Genomic DNA, 17325 nt, shown 5'->3' with positions numbered 1-17325 from the left:
GGCACACTGCGGGTATCAGTTGGTAACAGTACATGGATCGTCCCGCCATTGCGCGTATGGCGTCGGGTGGGCGTCATGGGTTGGCGCAGTCGATATTTCAGGTGGGTGGTAATGCAGGCAGTTCAATGGGGCCGTTGCTGGCGGCATGGATCATTATTCCGCACGGACAAACCAGCATTGCCTGGTTTTCGTTGGCGGCGTTATTGGCTATCGCCGTGTTATGGCAGATCGGTCATTGGTACAAACAGCAGCACCGGGCCGCCAAAGGTAAGCCAGCTAAACCACATCACGGCTATGTTGCACTACCGCGTAAGAAAGTCATGTTTTCGATCGGCATTTTATTGCTGCTGGTTTTCTCGAAGTATTTTTACATGGCCAGTCTGAGCAGTTATTTCACTTTTTATCTGATCGATAAATTCCATTTGTCGGTGCAATCGGCGCAGGTCCATTTATTTGTATTCTTGTTTGCGGTAGCGGCGGGGACGGTGTTGGGTGGCCCGATCGGGGATCGCGTTGGGCGTAAATTGGTGATCTGGGTGTCTATTTTAGGCGTTGCGCCATTTACCTTGATGCTGCCGTACGCGAACCTGTTCTGGACCGGCATCCTGACGGTGATTATCGGTGTGATTCTGGCTTCTGCATTCTCAGCTATTTTGGTATTTGCGCAGGAATTAGTGCCGGGTAAGGTTGGTACTGTGTCTGGATTATTCTTTGGTTTTGCTTTCGGTATGGGGGGGATTGGTGCCGCAGCGTTAGGTAAGTTGGCTGACATGACCGATATCCATTTTGTCTATCAGGTCTGTTCATTCCTGCCATTGATCGGGCTATTTGCCGCTTTCTTGCCGAATCTTGAAGCGCATCGACGTAAGGCTGTACCTGTTACGGTGGCTTAAAGGCAACGATTGAATAAAAAAGCGCGCCTGTTTCGTAGGCGCGCTTTTTTATGGTTTAAAGCAGTTAGTAATGAAATCAGCAAATTATTTTTTGTTTTTTGCTGCCCATTCCTGTAATGCATGCATCGTGTTTTCGACGTGTTGTTCTGGATTCAAACTGCTGTATTCATACAAAATCTTACTGTCCGGTGTGATGACGTACGATACGCGGTCGGCGTAACTTGTTTTCGACAGCAGCACAGAGTCGTACGATTTCATGATGCTTTGAGTCGTGTCTGCTGCAACGGCAAATTTGCTGCGGCATTCGCTGACCGAAAACTTATTGAGCGTATCAATACTATCGTTGGAGACCCCAATGACCGTTGCGCCCAGCGCTTTGTATTTGTCGGTGGCGTCCGCAAACAAGTGGGCCTCAATCGTGCAACCTTTGCTGAAGGCTGCCGGATAAAAATACAGTACAACCGGCCCTTTTTTTAGTTCATCGGTGAGGGAGTAGGTAAATACTTTTCCTCCCAGAGAGGCCTGAGTGGAAAAGTCGGGAGCTTTGTCACCGTCTTTGAGCGCTGCCAGCGCCGGAGCGATGATTGTTGTGCTGATAACCAGTCCTGCGATCCATCGTTTCATTTTGTTCCTTTAAGGATGTGTTATTCAATAGAATTTAACAGAATGATCGGGCTGTAGTTATCAAATGACCAGTGGCAGGATACTTTGCTCAATGATGCCGTCCACCACCATGTCCACCCCGACCTCGGCCTCCACCGTGCCCACCGTGCCAGCCATGTCCCCAGCCACCATAACCGAAGTTGGAATACCCGACTCCGATAGATAGCGGTGCCACGTAAACTGGGGCACCTGTGACGTACGCGCCGCTATAGTAGCCATTGCCGTAATTATCGCCATAATATGGACTGTCATACGGAACGGTGACACAGCCACCTAATAGTAACGTCGCACCTAATATGCTGAATAAAAGAATTTTTCTCATGATTAACTTCCCTTGTACGGATAAAAATTAGATGCATCCGGGCAAACGAAGTTCATAGACTGTAACTGGCATCAATACGTAAAAAATATCAGTGGATCGGGATGATTCAGATAAAAATACGCCAATCAAGGGCTAATTGGCGAAAAATTTTACTAATACTTCGATCCGGTATCTCTATTTGCAGTTAAATCAAGAGTCTCTTTTTACAATTGGTAACCAAATGCCCGGTGGAAGCGATCATCGATCTCGGCGCGCGTCGGCGCGTGGTTTTGCGGGCCTTGTGCGGCAATTTTGATACTGCCCATCAAGCTCGACAGGCGGCCGATGGTGGCCCAGTCCATCCCGTGTGTGAGGCCATACAACATGCCAGCACGAAATGCATCGCCGCAACCGGTTGGATCGCGTATCTGATCGGCTTTGACGCAAGGAATGGCGATTTTTTCTCCACCGGTAAAAATATCGGCACCAAGCTCTCCACGCGTCACCACCAAGGCGGTCACTTGTTCGGCAATTTTCGCCAGACTCAACCCGGTCCGTGACGTGAGCAACTCTGCCTCGTAATCATTGACGGCAACATACGTTGCAAGGTCAATGAAGTGGCGTAACTCAGGGCCGTCAAACATCGGCATCCCCTGGCCTGGATCAAAAATCAATGGAATCCCGTGCGCGACCGCATGCTCGGCATGTTGCAGCATGCCATCGCGACCGTCGGGGGCCACGATGGCGTATTTGATTTCGCTGTGCTTGCTCAGCTCAGCGATGGTCACTTCATGCGAATGCGTCATCGCGCCGGGGTGGAAGGCGGTAATCTGGTTGTTTCCAGCGTCGGTGGTGATAAAACATTGAGCGGTATAGATCGATTCGATGGTCCGAATGCCCGCACAAGAAATATCCAACTCCTTCAAACGATCCAGATACGGCGCGGCATCGTTGCCAACGGTGGCCATAATCAACGGCTCGCCGCCTAGCAATTTCAGGTTGTAGGCAATATTGCCCGCACACCCGCCGAAGTCGCGACGCATGGTCGGGACCAGAAAGGAAACATTAATTTTGTGTAATTGATCGGCCAGCAAAGCATCCGCAAAACGGCCGGGATATTGCATGATGACGTCGTACGCTAACGAGCCTGAAATAAGGGATGTCATAGTGGATTTTCGAAAGAGGATGAATCGGTAGGTTATACGGTAAGGTCAACTATCTGTTCGATACCTTGTTATTTAGACTCAGTGCTCTCAGACAATAAATGCTAAATACGTTTAAGGATAAAACAGATAAACGCGGTATCCGGACGCCTTCAACTGAGAGAGTTCGAATGTCAATTTAGCGGAATACTCAGTGTTGCGGGAAAATCCTTGCGCTATTCTCGTGGCTCCTGTTGCGTCGGTCTCTGACAGGTAATCGCGGGGCGTAAAAATACGACGCGCTATCGCCTTTTCGTTAGCATCGTTCAAAGTGAGCTCAATATTTGGCCATGCTTGGACCGTGCTATTGCGATTGCGCATCAGCACCGATAAGGCAAACACATTACGCGCAGGATCGATTAATTGCAGCTCGTTGGACTCAATCGATAAGCCATCGATAGCCATCGGCAAGTTAATTTGACAGCCGAGGGTGTTACAGGCGCGCTGCAATACTGGCTTGAGTAGCGGTACATGCGCTGCTATATGGTCACGGAATGTAAAGCTAGCCTGCCCGATCAAGGCGATCAAAAGTAGGGTGCTTCCTATCCACATTCCCGTTCTGAACGAGCCGCCAACATGCTGTTTGCGCTTTGCTTGCGCGATAAAGCGCGGTTCAGCGGTGATGTCTCCTGGATTTGCAATGAAAGACGGGTTTTTTACGCTGACGCCATCGCGCACTTCGCCCAAAATTACGTGGGTGTTAGTGGCAATGATCACGTCTGGCGAGTTTGATTTTTGTCCCGGCCATTGTCTGTTTTGTAGTTCATCGATCAGTCGATCAAGCTCAACGTCCTCGGCAAGATTCTCATCAGCGGATGAGGGGGTATCGTGGTCGTCCGGCTCTCTTGACGCTACCTGTAACAAAGTCATGCGCTGCAACGGATCGTCATCGTCGCTGAAAGACGGACTGACAGGCGGACGATGCCAGACGTCAGGCGATTTTTTGACAGATGTTATTGGGGACGAATTTTGTGAGGCGACTGCCGCTGACGAATAAGTGTTTTCCTCGGCGGTGATGGCGTCGGGATTAAAACGGGGAACGAATGACGCTATTGGTTCTGGTGATGGCGCTTCGGCACTATCCGATAGCGGTTTTTCAGTCGCGGGAAAATACTCTGAAATGTGTTTTGTTATCGTCGGCGACTTAGGGATGGGAGTGTCATTGGCTAAAAAGTCGCTTGCGGCTCCAGGGGCGACTGAGTGCGCCGACCGGACTAAATGTTCAATGCCATTGAACACTTCGCGACAAGTGCCGCAGCGGACCAGTCCTGCACGTAACTTCAGTTGGTCGTTAGCGACCCGAAAAGTCGTTTGACAATGGGGGCATTGCGTCGCCAGCGCCATGATTACCTATGCCGTCCGGGTGTGTGCGGGGAGAGTTCCTGACAGGGCAACCCAGCCATCCTGCTCGCGCCATACCGACATCTGTATCCACGGTGCGTAAGCGGCAATCACGTCTTGCGCTTGTTCAGCCAAAACGCCGGATAGGGTCAGACTGCCGCCGGGCGCTATGCGGGCGCATAGCATCGCAGACATCAATTTCAACGGGCCGGATAAAATATTCGCAATCACAATATCGAATGTGCCAAGCGGTGATTGTTGGACGAACGTATCGGGCAGATAGTAGGCAATCTCACAGTGATTGCGAGCGCTATTATCGCCAGCGGAGACAATCGCTTGCGGATCGATATCGACCCCGATCACACTGGCAGCGCCTAGTTTTTTAGCGACCATCGCTAAAATGCCTGAGCCGCATCCGTAATCGAGTACCGATGTTACTGTTTGTTCACCAAGATGCACTTCCAGCCATTCCATGCACAACCGGGTAGTCGGATGACTGCCGGTGCCAAATGCCAGGCCGGGATCAAGTTCCAGAATCAGGCCGTCAGCGTCTGGCGCATCGTGCCAGCTCGGCACTACCCAGATATTTTTACCGATATGTATAGGAGCGAACTGGGATTGGGTAAGCCGCACCCAATCCTGATCGCCTACGCTACGCAGGCTATACACGGGGATCGTCTCTAAGCTGCAAGCAAGAGCGGCGGCACTGACGATTATCGATTCGGCGTCGATGTCGCTCAACGCCACCACGCGGCTGCGTTCCCATGCAGCTTCTTTAGGCTCCATGCCGGGCTCGCCGAACAGTGGTTGCTCAGCGGCTGTGCCAACATCTGCGTCTTCGACTGAGACCGATAAAGCGCCAGCTTCCATCAAGGCGTCTGACAATGCCTCAGCATGGCTGCGCGCTACTTCTATAACAATTTCGGTCCAGCTCATGTATCGCCTTACTTTTTCTCGGATTTAGGCAGCTCTGGTCTTTCGGCCAGTTTGTGCTCCAGATAATGGATGTTAGTACCGCCTTCGATGAAACGAGCGTCTATCATCAACTCACGATGCAGAGGAATGTTGGTACTGATGCCCTCAACCACCATCTCAGAGAGGGCGATTTGCATGCGCTTGATCGCTTGTTCACGCGTGGTGCCGTATGAAATAACCTTGCCGATCATCGAATCGTAATGCGGCGGCACGTAATAACCGGCATAGGCGTGCGAATCAACCCGAATACCCGGACCGCCCGGCGTATGCCACGTCAGGATCTTCCCTGGCGATGGGGTGAACTTGAAGGCGTCTTCGGCGTTGATACGGCACTCGATCGAATGGCCGGTCAGATGAATATCACGTTGGCGATAGCGTAACTTTTCACCGGCGGCGATATGGATTTGCTCTTGCACAATATCGACACCGGTAATCATTTCGGTGATCGGATGCTCAACTTGCACGCGGGTATTCATTTCGATGAAATAAAACTCGCCGTTTTCGTAGAGAAACTCAAACGTACCGGCACCGCGATAGTCCATCTTGCGGCAAGCCTCAGCACAACGATCACCGATTTTTTCCACGACTTTGCGTGGGATGCCCGGCGCTGGCGCTTCTTCGATGACTTTTTGGTGGCGACGCTGCATGGAGCAATCGCGCTCGCCTAGCCAGATCGCATTTTTATATTGATCCGCCAGAATCTGGATTTCCACGTGGCGCGGATTTTCCAGATACTTCTCCATATACACTTCCGGGTTGCCAAATGCTGCGCCAGCCTCAGTTTTCGTCATGGTTACTGCATTGGCCAGGGCCGCCTCAGTGTGGACCACGCGCATACCACGCCCGCCACCGCCGCCAGAGGCTTTGATGATGACCGGATAGCCGATTTTGCGGGCGATTTTGATGACTTCTTTCGGGTCGTCCGGCAGCGCGCCTTCCGAGCCCGGGACGCACGGCACGCCAGCGCGGATCATGGCCTGTTTGGCCGAGACTTTGTCGCCCATCAGACGGATATTCGCCGGGCGTGGCCCGATGAAGACAAAGCCGGATTGCTCAACACGCTCAGCAAAATCAGCATTTTCCGAGAGGAAGCCGTAGCCCGGATGAATCGCTTCAGCGTCGGTGACTTCGGCTGCGCTAATGATCGCGGGCATGTTCAGGTAACTCAGGCTAGACGGCGCGGGGCCGATACAGACAGATTCGTCAGCCAGTTTGACGTATTTAGCGTCGCGGTCCGCTTCTGAATGGACCACCACGGTTTTGATACCCATTTCACGGCAAGCGCGTTGAATACGCAGGGCAATTTCGCCGCGATTGGCGATGAGAATTTTTTCAAACATAGTAGATGGTATTTCCGTCGCTAAGACTTAAGCAAATTCAAGCAAATTCAAGCGGTATCAAGCATCATCAAGCGTCAGGTTGGCGGAGCGCAGCAGGGGCCAGAATAATTCACCCGGCCTCGGCACATGTCTGGTCCGTTCCCTACTGATTTTAGATGCGAGTTAGCCGATGATAAACAAAGGTTGGCCGAATTCGACCGGTTGGCCGTTTTCAACCAGAATTTTCTTTACCACGCCTGTGAAATCAGCTTCGATTTCGTTGAGCAGTTTCATGGCTTCGATGATGCACAAGGTTTCGCCTTCCTTGATTTGCGAGCCAACTTCGACAAATACTGCTGCGCCGGGCGCAGACGAGCGATAGAAGGTGCCGACCATCGGTGATTTGACGATGTGCCCTTCAGGGACTACCTCGACGGGTGCCACGATTGGTGCGGCGACCTGCGTTTGAACAGGTTGATGGGCAACTTGCGGCTGCATCATGACGACTTGATTATTATGGGACGAGGATTTAACGATGCGAACCTTGCTTTCGCCCTCGGTAACTTCCAGCTCTTCGATATCTGATTCAGCGACCAGGTCGATTAACGTTTTGAGTTTTCTCAAATCCACAATGCAATCCTTCAAAGTTGTATATTTTATGAAAATATTGATGAATGAAAATAACTGCCATGTTGTTTTTTAATAGGCAGATCAGCGCATTTACAGAAAATTATTGTTCGGGTAAGGCTAAAGCTGATTGACTGCGAACGCAATGGCGATCGCATATCCTTCTACGCCCAGCCCACAAATGACGCCAACGGCGATGCCCGACAAATAAGAATGATGTCGAAACTCCTCGCGTTGGTGAACGTTGGAAATGTGAATTTCAATAAAGCGGATAGCAACCCCGGCTAATGCGTCTCGCAATGCAACGCTAGTGTGGGTTAATCCGCCGGGATTAATGACGATTGCATCGATCCCTTCGGCCTTGGCTGCATGAATGCGATCAATCAGAGCACCTTCATGGTTACTTTGAAAATGCGCGAGCCTGACACCTGCCGTCGCAGCCTGTGCCTGCGCTGCCAGCACGACATCCGACAATGTCGTCGACCCATAAACTCCTGGCTCACGTGTGCCCAGTAAATTCAGGTTAGGGCCATTGAGAAGAAGTATATTTTTTGCCATGAAGATGTTGCTTCGTTAGACGACGATGGGCGCATTTTGCCGTTAAATGGCTTTAATTGGCAAGAGGAATTTATTTTTGCTTAAGTTTTTTGCTGAGAGTGCCAGTGATATGCATCGCGGTTTATTCAATAATCTTAAATCCGCCGCGATGCTCAATCACCGTTTTCATTATTGTAATAGCGATAAATCTTTCCGCAATTCATCAAATTTAATACTGCCCATATACATTTTCTTTACTTGTCCATCGGCTCCGATGAGAACGGTAAAGGGCAAGCCGCCCACATCGTTGCCAAATTGGCGCAATAGTGCGGTGCCATTGATACCGGCAACATAGAGCGGGTAAGTAATTTTGTATTTTTCTGCAAATTTTGCAATGTTGTCTTGAGAGTCGATGCCGATCCCAATGACAGAGATATTTTTTTCAACCAATTCAGCATGCAAGGCATTCAATTCTGGCATTTCTTCGACGCAAGGTCCGCACCAGGTTGCCCAGAAGTTGATGATTAATGGCTTACCTTTCCATTGCGATAAAGGCGCATCCTTGCCGTTTGCTTCAACCATTGATTGCGCAAAAAGATTGACAACCGCGGGTGCTTCGGGAGTCGATGGCGTTAAGCGTTTAAGATTGAAATAAGCACCGATAGCGAAAAATAGCACCGCAATCGGGATATATACGAGTAGTTTGCGTTTCATTAGGCTCTTTATTCTTTAAGTATTCAGTAGTAAAAGTACCGCATTGAGATCGGCACGTTCTCTGATGTCACTATGCTTCGCCTCGATTCGGCTGGGCCTGATACTACCGCGTAAGGCGTCAGTTTCATAGAGGGCCAAATGTACACCTTCGTGTTTATAGATGAAGCTGAGGATTTCCAGCGGTTCGTTAGCACCGGGGTGTGAGCGTTTGGTCGGCCGACGGGCGTTCTCGCTATCAGAAACATCGAATGACACATTTTTGTTGAGCAAGCATATTTCGACATCTTTAGGACTATCGACAAATAACTGTAAATGGATCTCTGCATGCTCGCCAGCGGTGCCATTGCATACCGCACCGGTTAAATAAGGATTAAAAATGGCCAGTTCAGTCATTATTTCAATCGCAAGTTGACGTAAATGTCGCAACCGGGCTGGTTGCGTTTTGGCAAAGAACAGAGCGTTGTATAAACGGACTTCTTCGACTATCTGGCTATTATTTGGCATGAAATCGCTCTGATGGCGACTGTTGCCGAGGATGTGCTGCGCTGCTTTTCGCTTGGCGGTGCCGTAATCTGCGCCATCTTGGTCAATCATGCGGGCCGCAGCGGCGGCAATTTCTTTGCGTAATTGCGCTATTTCAAGTGGGGATTTGGTGACCATAATCGTATTGACGAGTGATAGGTGTTGAGTGCCGGATTATTTCTGCGAGACTATAACGCTTAGCTGTCATGAAAGAAATACGCGCCGGACATCGCCGACGTAGCAAGCTGGTCGGTTAAAATCCTCTATTCTTCTTTTACGAATGTTGACACTCTAGAATGCACATCCATATCCTTGGTATCTGCGGTACTTTTATGGGCGGCTTGGCCGTGCTGGCGAAACAAGCCGGGCACACCGTCACGGGCTGCGACGCCAACGTCTATCCGCCGATGAGTGCGCAACTCGAAGCGCAAGGAATTACTCTCATTGAGGGCTTTGATGCGCAACAAATTGCATTAGCTCCGGATTTATTTGTCATCGGCAACGTCGTCTCGCGCGGCAATCCGTTGATGGAAGAAATTTTGAATCGCGGCTTGCCGTATACCTCCGGTCCGCAATGGATCGGTGAGCATATTTTGGCCGATAAATGGGTTTTGGCAGTCGCCGGGACGCATGGCAAAACCACCACTTCGGCCATGCTGGCGTGGATTTTGGAAGATGCGGGCTACGATCCCGGCTTCCTCATTGGTGGCGTGCCGATGAATTTCGGTATTTCGGCGCGTTTATCGGGTGATAAGGCGGGTGCATCGGCGTCGCCATTCTTTGTGATCGAAGCGGATGAATACGACACGGCGTTCTTCGATAAACGCAGTAAATTCGTTCATTACCACGCTAAAACAGCGATTCTGAACAATCTTGAGTACGACCACGCCGATATATTTTCCGATCTGGCGGCGATTGAAACCCAATTCCATCATTTAGTACGCACCGTGCCGGGCATAGGCCGCCTGGTGGTAAATGCCCGCGAACCCGCATTGCAGCGCGTTCTGGCGCGTGGATGCTGGAGTGACACAGAGTTATTCGGTATCGATGCTGGTGTTGCGCAAGGCTGGTCATTGATCACGCATGCTGACGGCAACTTTGACGTGTATTTCAATGGCAGCACTCAGGGAACCGTTGAGTGGATGCTGACCGGTGAGCATAACCGCATGAATGCGCTTGCTGCGATTGCCGCTGCGCGTCATGTCGGCGTACCTGCCGCCCAGGCAATGCAGGCGCTGGGGCGGTTTGAGAACGTCAAGCGACGCATGGAATTGCGCGGCACGGTCAATCAGATTGCCGTCTTTGATGACTTTGCCCATCACCCAACCGCGATTGCCACGACCATCGCCGGATTACGTAAAAAAGTCGGGGATGGTCGCATTCTGGCGGTGTTGGAGCCGCGCTCTAATACGATGAAGCTGGGAGCGATGAAAGATGCCTTGCCCGATAGCCTGATGGATGCGGACCTGGTGTTCGGTTATGGTGCCAAAGGCAATGGTAAAGAAGCGCTGGGGTGGGATCTGGGCGAGGCCTTAGCACCACTCGGAAACAAAGCCCACGCTTACGATGCGCTAGATCAATTGGTCAGCGCCATTGCCGAGGCAGCGCGATCGGGCGACCAGATACTGGTGATGAGTAATGGCGGTTTTGGTGGCGTGCATCAAAAAATTCTCGATGCGTTGGCCGCCGCATGATTCTTTATCTGCACGGCTTCCGCTCCTCGCCGTCGTCGTTCAAGGCGCGCTTGCTGGCTGAACGCTTGCAAGCTTTAGGTCATGAAGGTGTCTACCTTTGCCCACAACTACCAGCCTCACCTGGCGCGGCAATTGCGCTGGCGCAGTCGTATATTGCCCGGCTTGACCCTACTGAGTTGACGATCATTGGCTCGTCGTTGGGCGGGTTTTATGCGACGTGGCTGGCCGAACTGACTGGTTGTCGTGCGGTGCTGCTCAATCCCGCCGTGAAACCGCCACGCGATCTGGAAAAATACGTCGGCGTACACACTCAATATCATTCCGATGCGCCGTTTGAATTCAAGCGTGAATATATTGCCGAGCTAGAAGCGTTGGTGGTTCCCGCCATTTCCCAGGCGCAACGCTATCTATTAATTGCGGCGACGGGCGACGAGGTACTCGACTGGCATGAAATGGTCGATCATTATCCGCAGGCCCGACACATAGTCATTGAAGGCAGCGATCACGGCATTAGCGAGTTTGCGCAGTATGCCGACACTGTATTGACGTTTTGCGGCATCGAGGTTGATCCGCGCCATCCTTCTCCCATCGGACGTTGATGGCGCGCTCCCTTACTTATGCCCATTGGCATGATCACGCTAACGGCGTCCATCCGTCGGCATTAATGCGCGACTGGCTAACGGATCGCTCTTCGCTAACGACCAAGTTGATCGCACATAGCGCGCAGTTTCGGGTCCAATGTTTGCATCAGCGGCATGCGCTGTGTCTGGCTGACGAATACGCGGCGATAGCCTTGCCGCAGCGGCGACAAGTGCAAGAGCGTGATGTATTGCTGCGCTGCGATGGCCAGCCGATGGTGCTGGGCCATACCGTTCTGGCATTGACAGCGACCACCTCGGAGTGGCCGTTTTTCGGCACCTTGGGTGAGCGCTCACTAGGCACGACCTTGTTTGGCGATCCACTGGTGGCGCGCGGACAATTGCAATACGCACGTTTATATCAGGGCCATCCGTTGGTGCGGCGCATGTGCGCGGCGACGGGAGTGAGCAGATTTTTGATGCCGTTATTTGCACGCCGCTCGACATTTCGACGCAAGAGTGGGGTAATGCTTGTGACGGAGGTGTTTTTCCCGGATATTAATAGGTTGCAAAGAACAATGCCTCAGAGCGTCACGAATACAGTAAAACATTCAAGTAGTTCTCTCAGTAGTACTAAGAATTTCTAAGTAAAGTAATCAATGAATCTATTTTTTGAAGAATCCGGCGACTTTAAAGCAGCGTCTGTGATGTCGCAGCAAGGCGAGGCCTATCAGGTCGAACTACCAACCGGAAAACGCAGCAAGATTAAGTCGAAAGACGTGCTGTTGCAGTACAGCTCACCCAGTCCTGGGCAGCTCCTGGAAGATGCGCAGAAAGTGGCGCAAGAAATAGACGTTGATTTTCTGTGGGAAGTTGCCGGGCAGGAAGAGTTCGGATTTGCTGAGCTGGGAGCGGAGTATTTTGGGCGTGCGCCGATGCCAGCCGAAGCCGCCGGGCTATTGATGTCTTTACATGCGGCACCGATTTATTTTTATAAAAAAGGGCGTGGACGCTATAAAGCCGCGCCCGAAGCCTCGCTCAAGGCAGCATTGGCCGGGATCGAAAAAAAGAAGCAGCAAGCCTTGATACAGACGCAGTACGTTGAACAATTAACGTCCAATCAGTTGCCCGATGTGATGAAGCCATTGGCGCTGCAATTGCTATTCAAACCAGATAAAAACAGCATTGAATATAAAGCCCTCGATGCTGCCTGCATTGCGCTGCAGACTACGCCGCAGCGTTTGATGCTGGCTGTGGGCGGAATTGCTTCCCCCAAGGATTTGCACTTTTCCAGGTTTCTATTTGAGTTTTTCCCGAAAGGGGCGGGTTTCCCTACGCTTAGTATTCCAACAGTGAACGTAGCTAACTTGCCGTTGGCCGATGTCCAGGCATTTTCGATTGATGACGTTACCACGACTGAAATCGATGATGCGTTGTCGGTAGTGACGCTGGCAGACGGCAACGTGCGCATTGGTATCCATATCGCAGCGCCAGGTTTGGCAATTAAGCGTGGCGATGCGATTGATGCAATTGCCCGTCACCGGATGTCCACCGTGTATATGCCGGGCGACAAAATTACGATGCTGCCTGATGCTGTGGTCGAGGCGTTCTCGCTCGATCAGGGCAAAAATTGTCCTGCGTTGTCGTTGTACGCCACGCTGGACCCGCAAGACTGGCGCTTGATTGGCACCGAAACCAAAGCTGAGCTGGTGCCGATTTCTGCCAATCTGCGTCATAACACGCTCGATTTGCTGGTTACCGAAGAAAATCTGGCCAGCGGTGAGGGCGATTATCCCCACAAAGCCGATATCGCCATTCTCTGGCAATGGATTTCGGTACTGGAGCAAGGCCGTATGACCAAGCGTGAGAGTTTTGGCTTGCGCCCGGAGCAGAATAACCGCGTCGATTTCAATTTCTATGTTGAAGATGACGTCGTCACCATCGCCCGTCGCAAGCGCGGAGCGCCGCTCGACAAGATCGTCGCCGAGCTGATGATCTTTGCTAACAGCACCTGGGGCAAGTTGATGAACGACCACGGTGTGCCCGGCATTTATCGGGCCCAAGGCGGTGGCAGTAGCAGCGGTGGCTGGACGGCGAAAATGCAAGTACGCATGATCACGCACGCGATGCCGCATCAGGGTTTGGGTGTCGATCAATATGCCTGGAGCACCTCGCCACTGCGGCGGTATACCGATTTGGTCAATCAATGGCAGATTTTGGCTTGCGTTGAGGGTGGCGTAGCCGCCCCGTTGGTTGCGCCATTCAAGCAAAGGGACGCCGATTTATTTGCGATTGTGTCGGCTTTTGACGCCACTTATGCGGGCTATGGCGATTTCCAATCGACGATGGAGCGTTATTGGTGTTTGCGTTGGCTGGGGCAAGAGCAGGCGAAGCATGTTGAGGCGGTCGTGCTCAAAGATGAGGTTTTGCGTCTGGTGGATATCCCGCTGGTGATCAAGCTGCCCGGCATGCAGCCAGTTGCGCGTGGCGCCTCGGTCAAGCTCGATTTGATTCGCTGGGATGAATGCGATTTGAGTCTGGAGGTCAGGTTGCTGGAGGTGTTGACGGTGCCAGTGACTGAGGGCGATCAGATGGAAGATGAAGATGTCTCTGAAGAGCTCGATGCCGCAATGGATATGCCGCATGAAGTTGCTGAGGCGCCTGAAACGTCCGACGTCGGTGCCGACGATGCCAATCCCGAACCCAGTGTTGAACCCACTGATAACAGCTCCGGCGATAGCGCAGGCAGCGCTGTTGCGGTGAATTCCTAAACTGTTCTGACGCCCTGAACGGCTGATCTTGCTGCACATGAAATCATTCTCTCAACATCGGCTGTTATATAGCGCCATCGCTATATCTCTGCTGATGCATGGCGGGTTGCTCGCCATTCGGTTTACCTCGCCTGCGGCCATCAAAGCCAAACCAAGTGATCCCGGGCTGGAAGTCATTCTGGTCAACGCCAAACATCAGCATGCGCCGTTAAAGGCCGAGGCGTTGGCGCAAGTCAATCTGGATGGCGGCGGCAACGCGGATCTCGGTCGGGCCAAGTCGCCTTTACCCGATATGCAGCGGATAGAGGATGGCGATAGTCTGACGACTGCGCAGCGGCGGATTGTGGAGTTAGAGGAAAAGCAGCAGCAAATGCTGTCGCAGATGCAAAAAAATGCAGCATTTTCGGCCCCCGCACCCACGCCGCAGGATAAATGGGTCGATCCGACGCCACGCGCAGACGGCGCTGATGCGGCCGACGCTCAGGCGTTGCGACGCCGACAAGCTGAAATTGCTAAAAATATTGAGGATTACAACAAGCGTCCCAAGAAAACCCAGATCACGCCAAGCACACGCGGGGTTGAATATGCCATGTATTACAAAGCATTTTCAGATCGGGTTGAACGCGTAGGGACGCTGAATTTTCCGCAGAAAAATGGCAATAAGTTGTATGGAAAATTGGTGGTATCCATTCCGATTTATCAGGATGGCAGTATTTATATGAAAGACGGCGGTTTGCGTATTGAACGCAGCTCTGACGTGCCCGGTCTTGACGCTGCGGCGTTGAGAATTATTGAACGCGCAGCACCTTTTAGCCGATTTCCCCGCAATATGCGTACTGGTGCACCGGATGAAGTATGGGAAGTGATTGTGACGCTCAATTTCTCACACGAGGGGCAGCTTGCGGCGGAGTTGCGCAGCGCTGGCAATAATTAATAGGACTTACGCAAAATTGCCCCAGCGGCGTTATCCTTCCTAGCCTTACTTTCGTAATGTCTTCGTCAGTCTGCCTTGCTGGAACAATTTTGCGTAAGTCCTAAAATAATCAAAGCCCGATTGTTGTATAAACAATATTCTAAAAAATAACATCACAAAGCTAACTATGTCTATTCAGACGCTTGATCCGGATCGTTACGTCGTTATCGGCAACCCCATAGCCCACAGCAAGTCGCCCGAAATTCACGCCCGCTTTGCCTTCGACACCGCCCAAAATATCGACTACAGGCATTTGCTAGCCCCCTTGGATGGATTTGAGGCTGCCGTTAATGCGTTTATCCGGCTAGGTGGAAAAGGTGGGAATGTCACGGTCCCGTTCAAATTGGCCGCCTACGCAATGGCAACCAGCTTGACTACCCGTGCGAAGGCGGCAGGCGCTGTCAATACGTTGAGCTTTGAAGATGAAAAAATTATCGGCGATAACACCGACGGCTTCGGTTTGGTGAACGACATTGTGCAAAATGCCGGTTTCAATCTCATGGGCAAGCGCATTTTGTTGCTCGGCGCAGGCGGTGCCGCGCGTGGCGTTTTGTTGCCCCTGATGCAGGCAAAGCCGGCGCAACTTGTTCTGGCGAATCGGACCGTCGCGAACGCGCAGGCATTGGTGCAACAATTTGCGCAAAAATTTCCGGATGAAAACGCTATCGTTGTCAGCAGCTTTGCTGACGTTGGCGACATCGGTGACCCGTTTGACCTCGTCATCAACGCGACCTCGGCCAGTCTGCAAGCCGACGTGCCGCCGATTGCACCAACTGTTTTTGGACCGCAGACATTGGCTTACGACATGATGTACGGCAAACAGCCTACTGTTTTTATGCAGTTTGCCAGTGCGCATGGGGCCAAGGTTCGCGATGGATTGGGAATGTTGGTTGAGCAGGCTGCCGAATCATTTTTTCTCTGGCGCGCCGTCCGGCCACACACCAGCACGGTGTTTGCCGCGTTGCGTGCGGAGCTGGAACATAAATGAAGCCTGTGGGTAGATTGATTTGGCGTTTGTGCCTGATTGCTATCGTTGTGATCTTGGCGCTACAGCTGTATTTTTTCGTGCAAATCTGGTGGTGGGTGGATCACAATCCGAGCTCAACGAGTTTCATGCGGCATCAATTATCGATATTGCAGGATGCCGATCCGAAGGTACAGTTGCAATACACGTGGGTGCCGTATAACCGCATTTCGGCTAATTTAAAGCGCGCCATTATTGCCTCTGAAGATGCGAATTTTTCCGAGCATGACGGGATCGATTGGGATGCGCTGGAGAACGCCTACGTACGCAATACTAAAAAAGGCAAAGTGATGTTGGGTGGATCGACGATTACCCAGCAATTGGCAAAAAACTTGTTTTTATCCGGTGAGCGTAGTTATATCCGCAAAGGTCAGGAATTCGTCATCACTTATATGCTGGAATATTTGATGGATAAAGAGCGGATTTACGAAATTTATCTCAATGTTGTGGAGTGGGGTAGCGGTGTCTACGGCGCGGAAGCTGCGTCGCGGCATTATTACAATATCTCCGCCGCCAATCTCGGCCCAGGCCAGGCTGCACGCTTAGCGGTAATGTTGCCGCGCCCGCGGTTCTATGACAAAAACCGGGGATCAGCTTATCTGGCGAAGCGGACGGGGTTGATTTTGCGACGGATGGGTTCGGCGGAATTGCCATAGAGGCGATAAGCGCAATAAGACAGTGATTAACCGATCACAAACGCTAATGAGTTCTAAGGCTACCTTTGCGTAATAAGGCCACCCATATCTGGGACAAGAAAATCAAGGTAATTCTCAATAAAAATGAGAATTACCTTGATTTTTTTGTTTGGAACTTCCGTTAGAGTTTTTTCTGCGTTGCACGGTAATACTTTGGCGACTGCAGAGCGTTAGAAAAGGTGTGCTAAGTGTATTTAGTCGTAAGAAGCGCTTCTTTTTTAGCAATTCATTGGAAGAAATGTTCTCACTACAATTAGAGGATTACGCATGTTTTCACAATTGATTGATCATACAGTTCGAATCGCATCGCGTTCTGCGATAGCTGCTGGGGTGATGGTGGTACTGGCAGCCACGCCTATTCAAGCGATGGCGCAAGGAAACTATTACTGCACAGGACATACAAATACCAACAATGGAGAAGAGAATGGACTCCACGACGGAGCAATCACCTTGATGCCCTTGGCTTGCGCCGCTTTCACCAACGATACGGCAGCGG

Annotated in this window: 18 protein-coding genes and 1 pseudogene; 9 read left to right on the top strand and 10 right to left on the bottom strand. The window is 51.5% G+C overall.

The genetic code is table 11. The features are described from left to right. Nucleotides 1–47: 47 nt before the first annotated feature. Nucleotides 48–893, top strand: a pseudogene (locus tag ACVBEF_RS16175) (MFS transporter); the annotation flags it as partial. Between the two features lie 84 nt (nucleotides 894–977). Here ACVBEF_RS16175 and ACVBEF_RS16170 read toward each other — a convergent pair. The 10 genes from ACVBEF_RS16170 to ACVBEF_RS16125 all read right to left on the bottom strand — a co-directional run bounded on the left by ACVBEF_RS16170 (nucleotide 978) and on the right by ACVBEF_RS16125 (nucleotide 9232). Then, nucleotides 978–1517 carry a peroxiredoxin gene (locus ACVBEF_RS16170; RefSeq protein WP_447124959.1) on the bottom strand — a complete coding sequence of 180 codons (540 nt, stop codon included), beginning with the start codon at nucleotides 1515–1517 and terminating at the stop codon, nucleotides 978–980. Between the two features lie 60 nt (nucleotides 1518–1577). Continuing rightward, the gene (locus ACVBEF_RS16165; RefSeq protein WP_447124958.1) at nucleotides 1578–1775 is read right to left on the bottom strand and encodes a hypothetical protein; all 198 of its coding nucleotides are present in this window, start codon (nucleotides 1773–1775) and stop codon (nucleotides 1578–1580) included. A gap of 306 nt (nucleotides 1776–2081) precedes the next feature. Then, nucleotides 2082–3023, bottom strand: a complete 942-nt coding sequence (locus ACVBEF_RS16160; RefSeq protein WP_447124957.1) for a carbohydrate kinase family protein — start codon at nucleotides 3021–3023, stop codon at nucleotides 2082–2084. A 111-nt stretch (nucleotides 3024–3134) separates the two neighbouring features. Continuing rightward, the gene (locus tag ACVBEF_RS16155; RefSeq protein WP_447124956.1) at nucleotides 3135–4403 is read right to left on the bottom strand and encodes a DUF3426 domain-containing protein; all 1269 of its coding nucleotides are present in this window, start codon (nucleotides 4401–4403) and stop codon (nucleotides 3135–3137) included. Between the two features lie 6 nt (nucleotides 4404–4409). Then, complete coding sequence (prmA, locus tag ACVBEF_RS16150) at nucleotides 4410–5336, bottom strand: 50S ribosomal protein L11 methyltransferase (protein ID WP_447124955.1); 927 nt, start codon at nucleotides 5334–5336, stop codon at nucleotides 4410–4412. 8 nt (nucleotides 5337–5344) lie between these two features. Next, nucleotides 5345–6715, bottom strand: coding sequence for an acetyl-CoA carboxylase biotin carboxylase subunit (gene accC / locus ACVBEF_RS16145; RefSeq protein WP_447124954.1), 1371 nt, complete (start codon nucleotides 6713–6715; stop codon nucleotides 5345–5347). Nucleotides 6716–6877: 162 nt separating this feature from the next. Then, nucleotides 6878–7324: an acetyl-CoA carboxylase biotin carboxyl carrier protein gene (accB, locus tag ACVBEF_RS16140; RefSeq protein WP_447124953.1), complete on the bottom strand. Its 447-nt coding sequence runs from the start codon at nucleotides 7322–7324 to the stop codon at nucleotides 6878–6880. Between the two features lie 117 nt (nucleotides 7325–7441). After that, nucleotides 7442–7879, bottom strand: a complete 438-nt coding sequence (gene aroQ, locus ACVBEF_RS16135; protein ID WP_447124952.1) for a type II 3-dehydroquinate dehydratase — start codon at nucleotides 7877–7879, stop codon at nucleotides 7442–7444. A gap of 168 nt (nucleotides 7880–8047) precedes the next feature. After that, nucleotides 8048–8572, bottom strand: coding sequence for a TlpA family protein disulfide reductase (locus ACVBEF_RS16130; protein WP_447124951.1), 525 nt, complete (start codon nucleotides 8570–8572; stop codon nucleotides 8048–8050). Nucleotides 8573–8587: 15 nt separating this feature from the next. Continuing rightward, nucleotides 8588–9232: a hypothetical protein gene (locus ACVBEF_RS16125; RefSeq protein WP_447124950.1), complete on the bottom strand. Its 645-nt coding sequence runs from the start codon at nucleotides 9230–9232 to the stop codon at nucleotides 8588–8590. A 158-nt stretch (nucleotides 9233–9390) separates the two neighbouring features. Between ACVBEF_RS16125 and mpl the strand changes: the two genes are divergently transcribed. The 8 genes from mpl to ACVBEF_RS16085 form a co-directional block, all read left to right on the top strand. Beyond that, nucleotides 9391–10788 carry a UDP-N-acetylmuramate:L-alanyl-gamma-D-glutamyl-meso-diaminopimelate ligase gene (gene mpl / locus ACVBEF_RS16120; protein ID WP_447124949.1) on the top strand — a complete coding sequence of 466 codons (1398 nt, stop codon included), beginning with the start codon at nucleotides 9391–9393 and terminating at the stop codon, nucleotides 10786–10788. Then, entirely contained in the window at nucleotides 10785–11387 is a 603-nt protein-coding gene (locus tag ACVBEF_RS16115) for a YqiA/YcfP family alpha/beta fold hydrolase (protein WP_447124948.1), read from the top strand. The genes mpl and ACVBEF_RS16115 overlap by 4 nt, the downstream gene beginning before the upstream one ends. Further along, on the top strand, nucleotides 11387–12013 hold the full coding sequence (locus ACVBEF_RS16110; RefSeq protein WP_447124947.1) for a chorismate--pyruvate lyase family protein: 627 nt from the start codon (nucleotides 11387–11389) through the stop codon (nucleotides 12011–12013). The genes ACVBEF_RS16115 and ACVBEF_RS16110 overlap by 1 nt, the downstream gene beginning before the upstream one ends. Before the next feature lie 12 nt (nucleotides 12014–12025). After that, complete coding sequence (locus ACVBEF_RS16105) at nucleotides 12026–14137, top strand: ribonuclease catalytic domain-containing protein (RefSeq protein WP_447124946.1); 2112 nt, start codon at nucleotides 12026–12028, stop codon at nucleotides 14135–14137. Between the two features lie 37 nt (nucleotides 14138–14174). Continuing rightward, nucleotides 14175–15071: an energy transducer TonB gene (locus tag ACVBEF_RS16100; protein ID WP_447124945.1), complete on the top strand. Its 897-nt coding sequence runs from the start codon at nucleotides 14175–14177 to the stop codon at nucleotides 15069–15071. 166 nt (nucleotides 15072–15237) lie between these two features. Then, the gene (gene aroE / locus ACVBEF_RS16095) at nucleotides 15238–16098 is read left to right on the top strand and encodes a shikimate dehydrogenase (RefSeq protein ID WP_447124944.1); all 861 of its coding nucleotides are present in this window, start codon (nucleotides 15238–15240) and stop codon (nucleotides 16096–16098) included. Further along, nucleotides 16095–16790 carry a monofunctional biosynthetic peptidoglycan transglycosylase gene (mtgA, locus tag ACVBEF_RS16090; protein WP_447124943.1) on the top strand — a complete coding sequence of 232 codons (696 nt, stop codon included), beginning with the start codon at nucleotides 16095–16097 and terminating at the stop codon, nucleotides 16788–16790. Before aroE ends, mtgA begins: the two co-directional genes overlap by 4 nt. 306 nt (nucleotides 16791–17096) lie before the next feature. Then, on the top strand, nucleotides 17097–17325 hold a 229-nt coding region (locus tag ACVBEF_RS16085), incomplete at its 3' end, for a hypothetical protein (RefSeq protein ID WP_447124942.1).

This window comes from Glaciimonas sp. GG7, from assembly GCF_052976905.1.
Note: the sequence above shows the minus strand (reverse complement) of the source record. Positions and strands in the feature narration are given on the sequence as shown.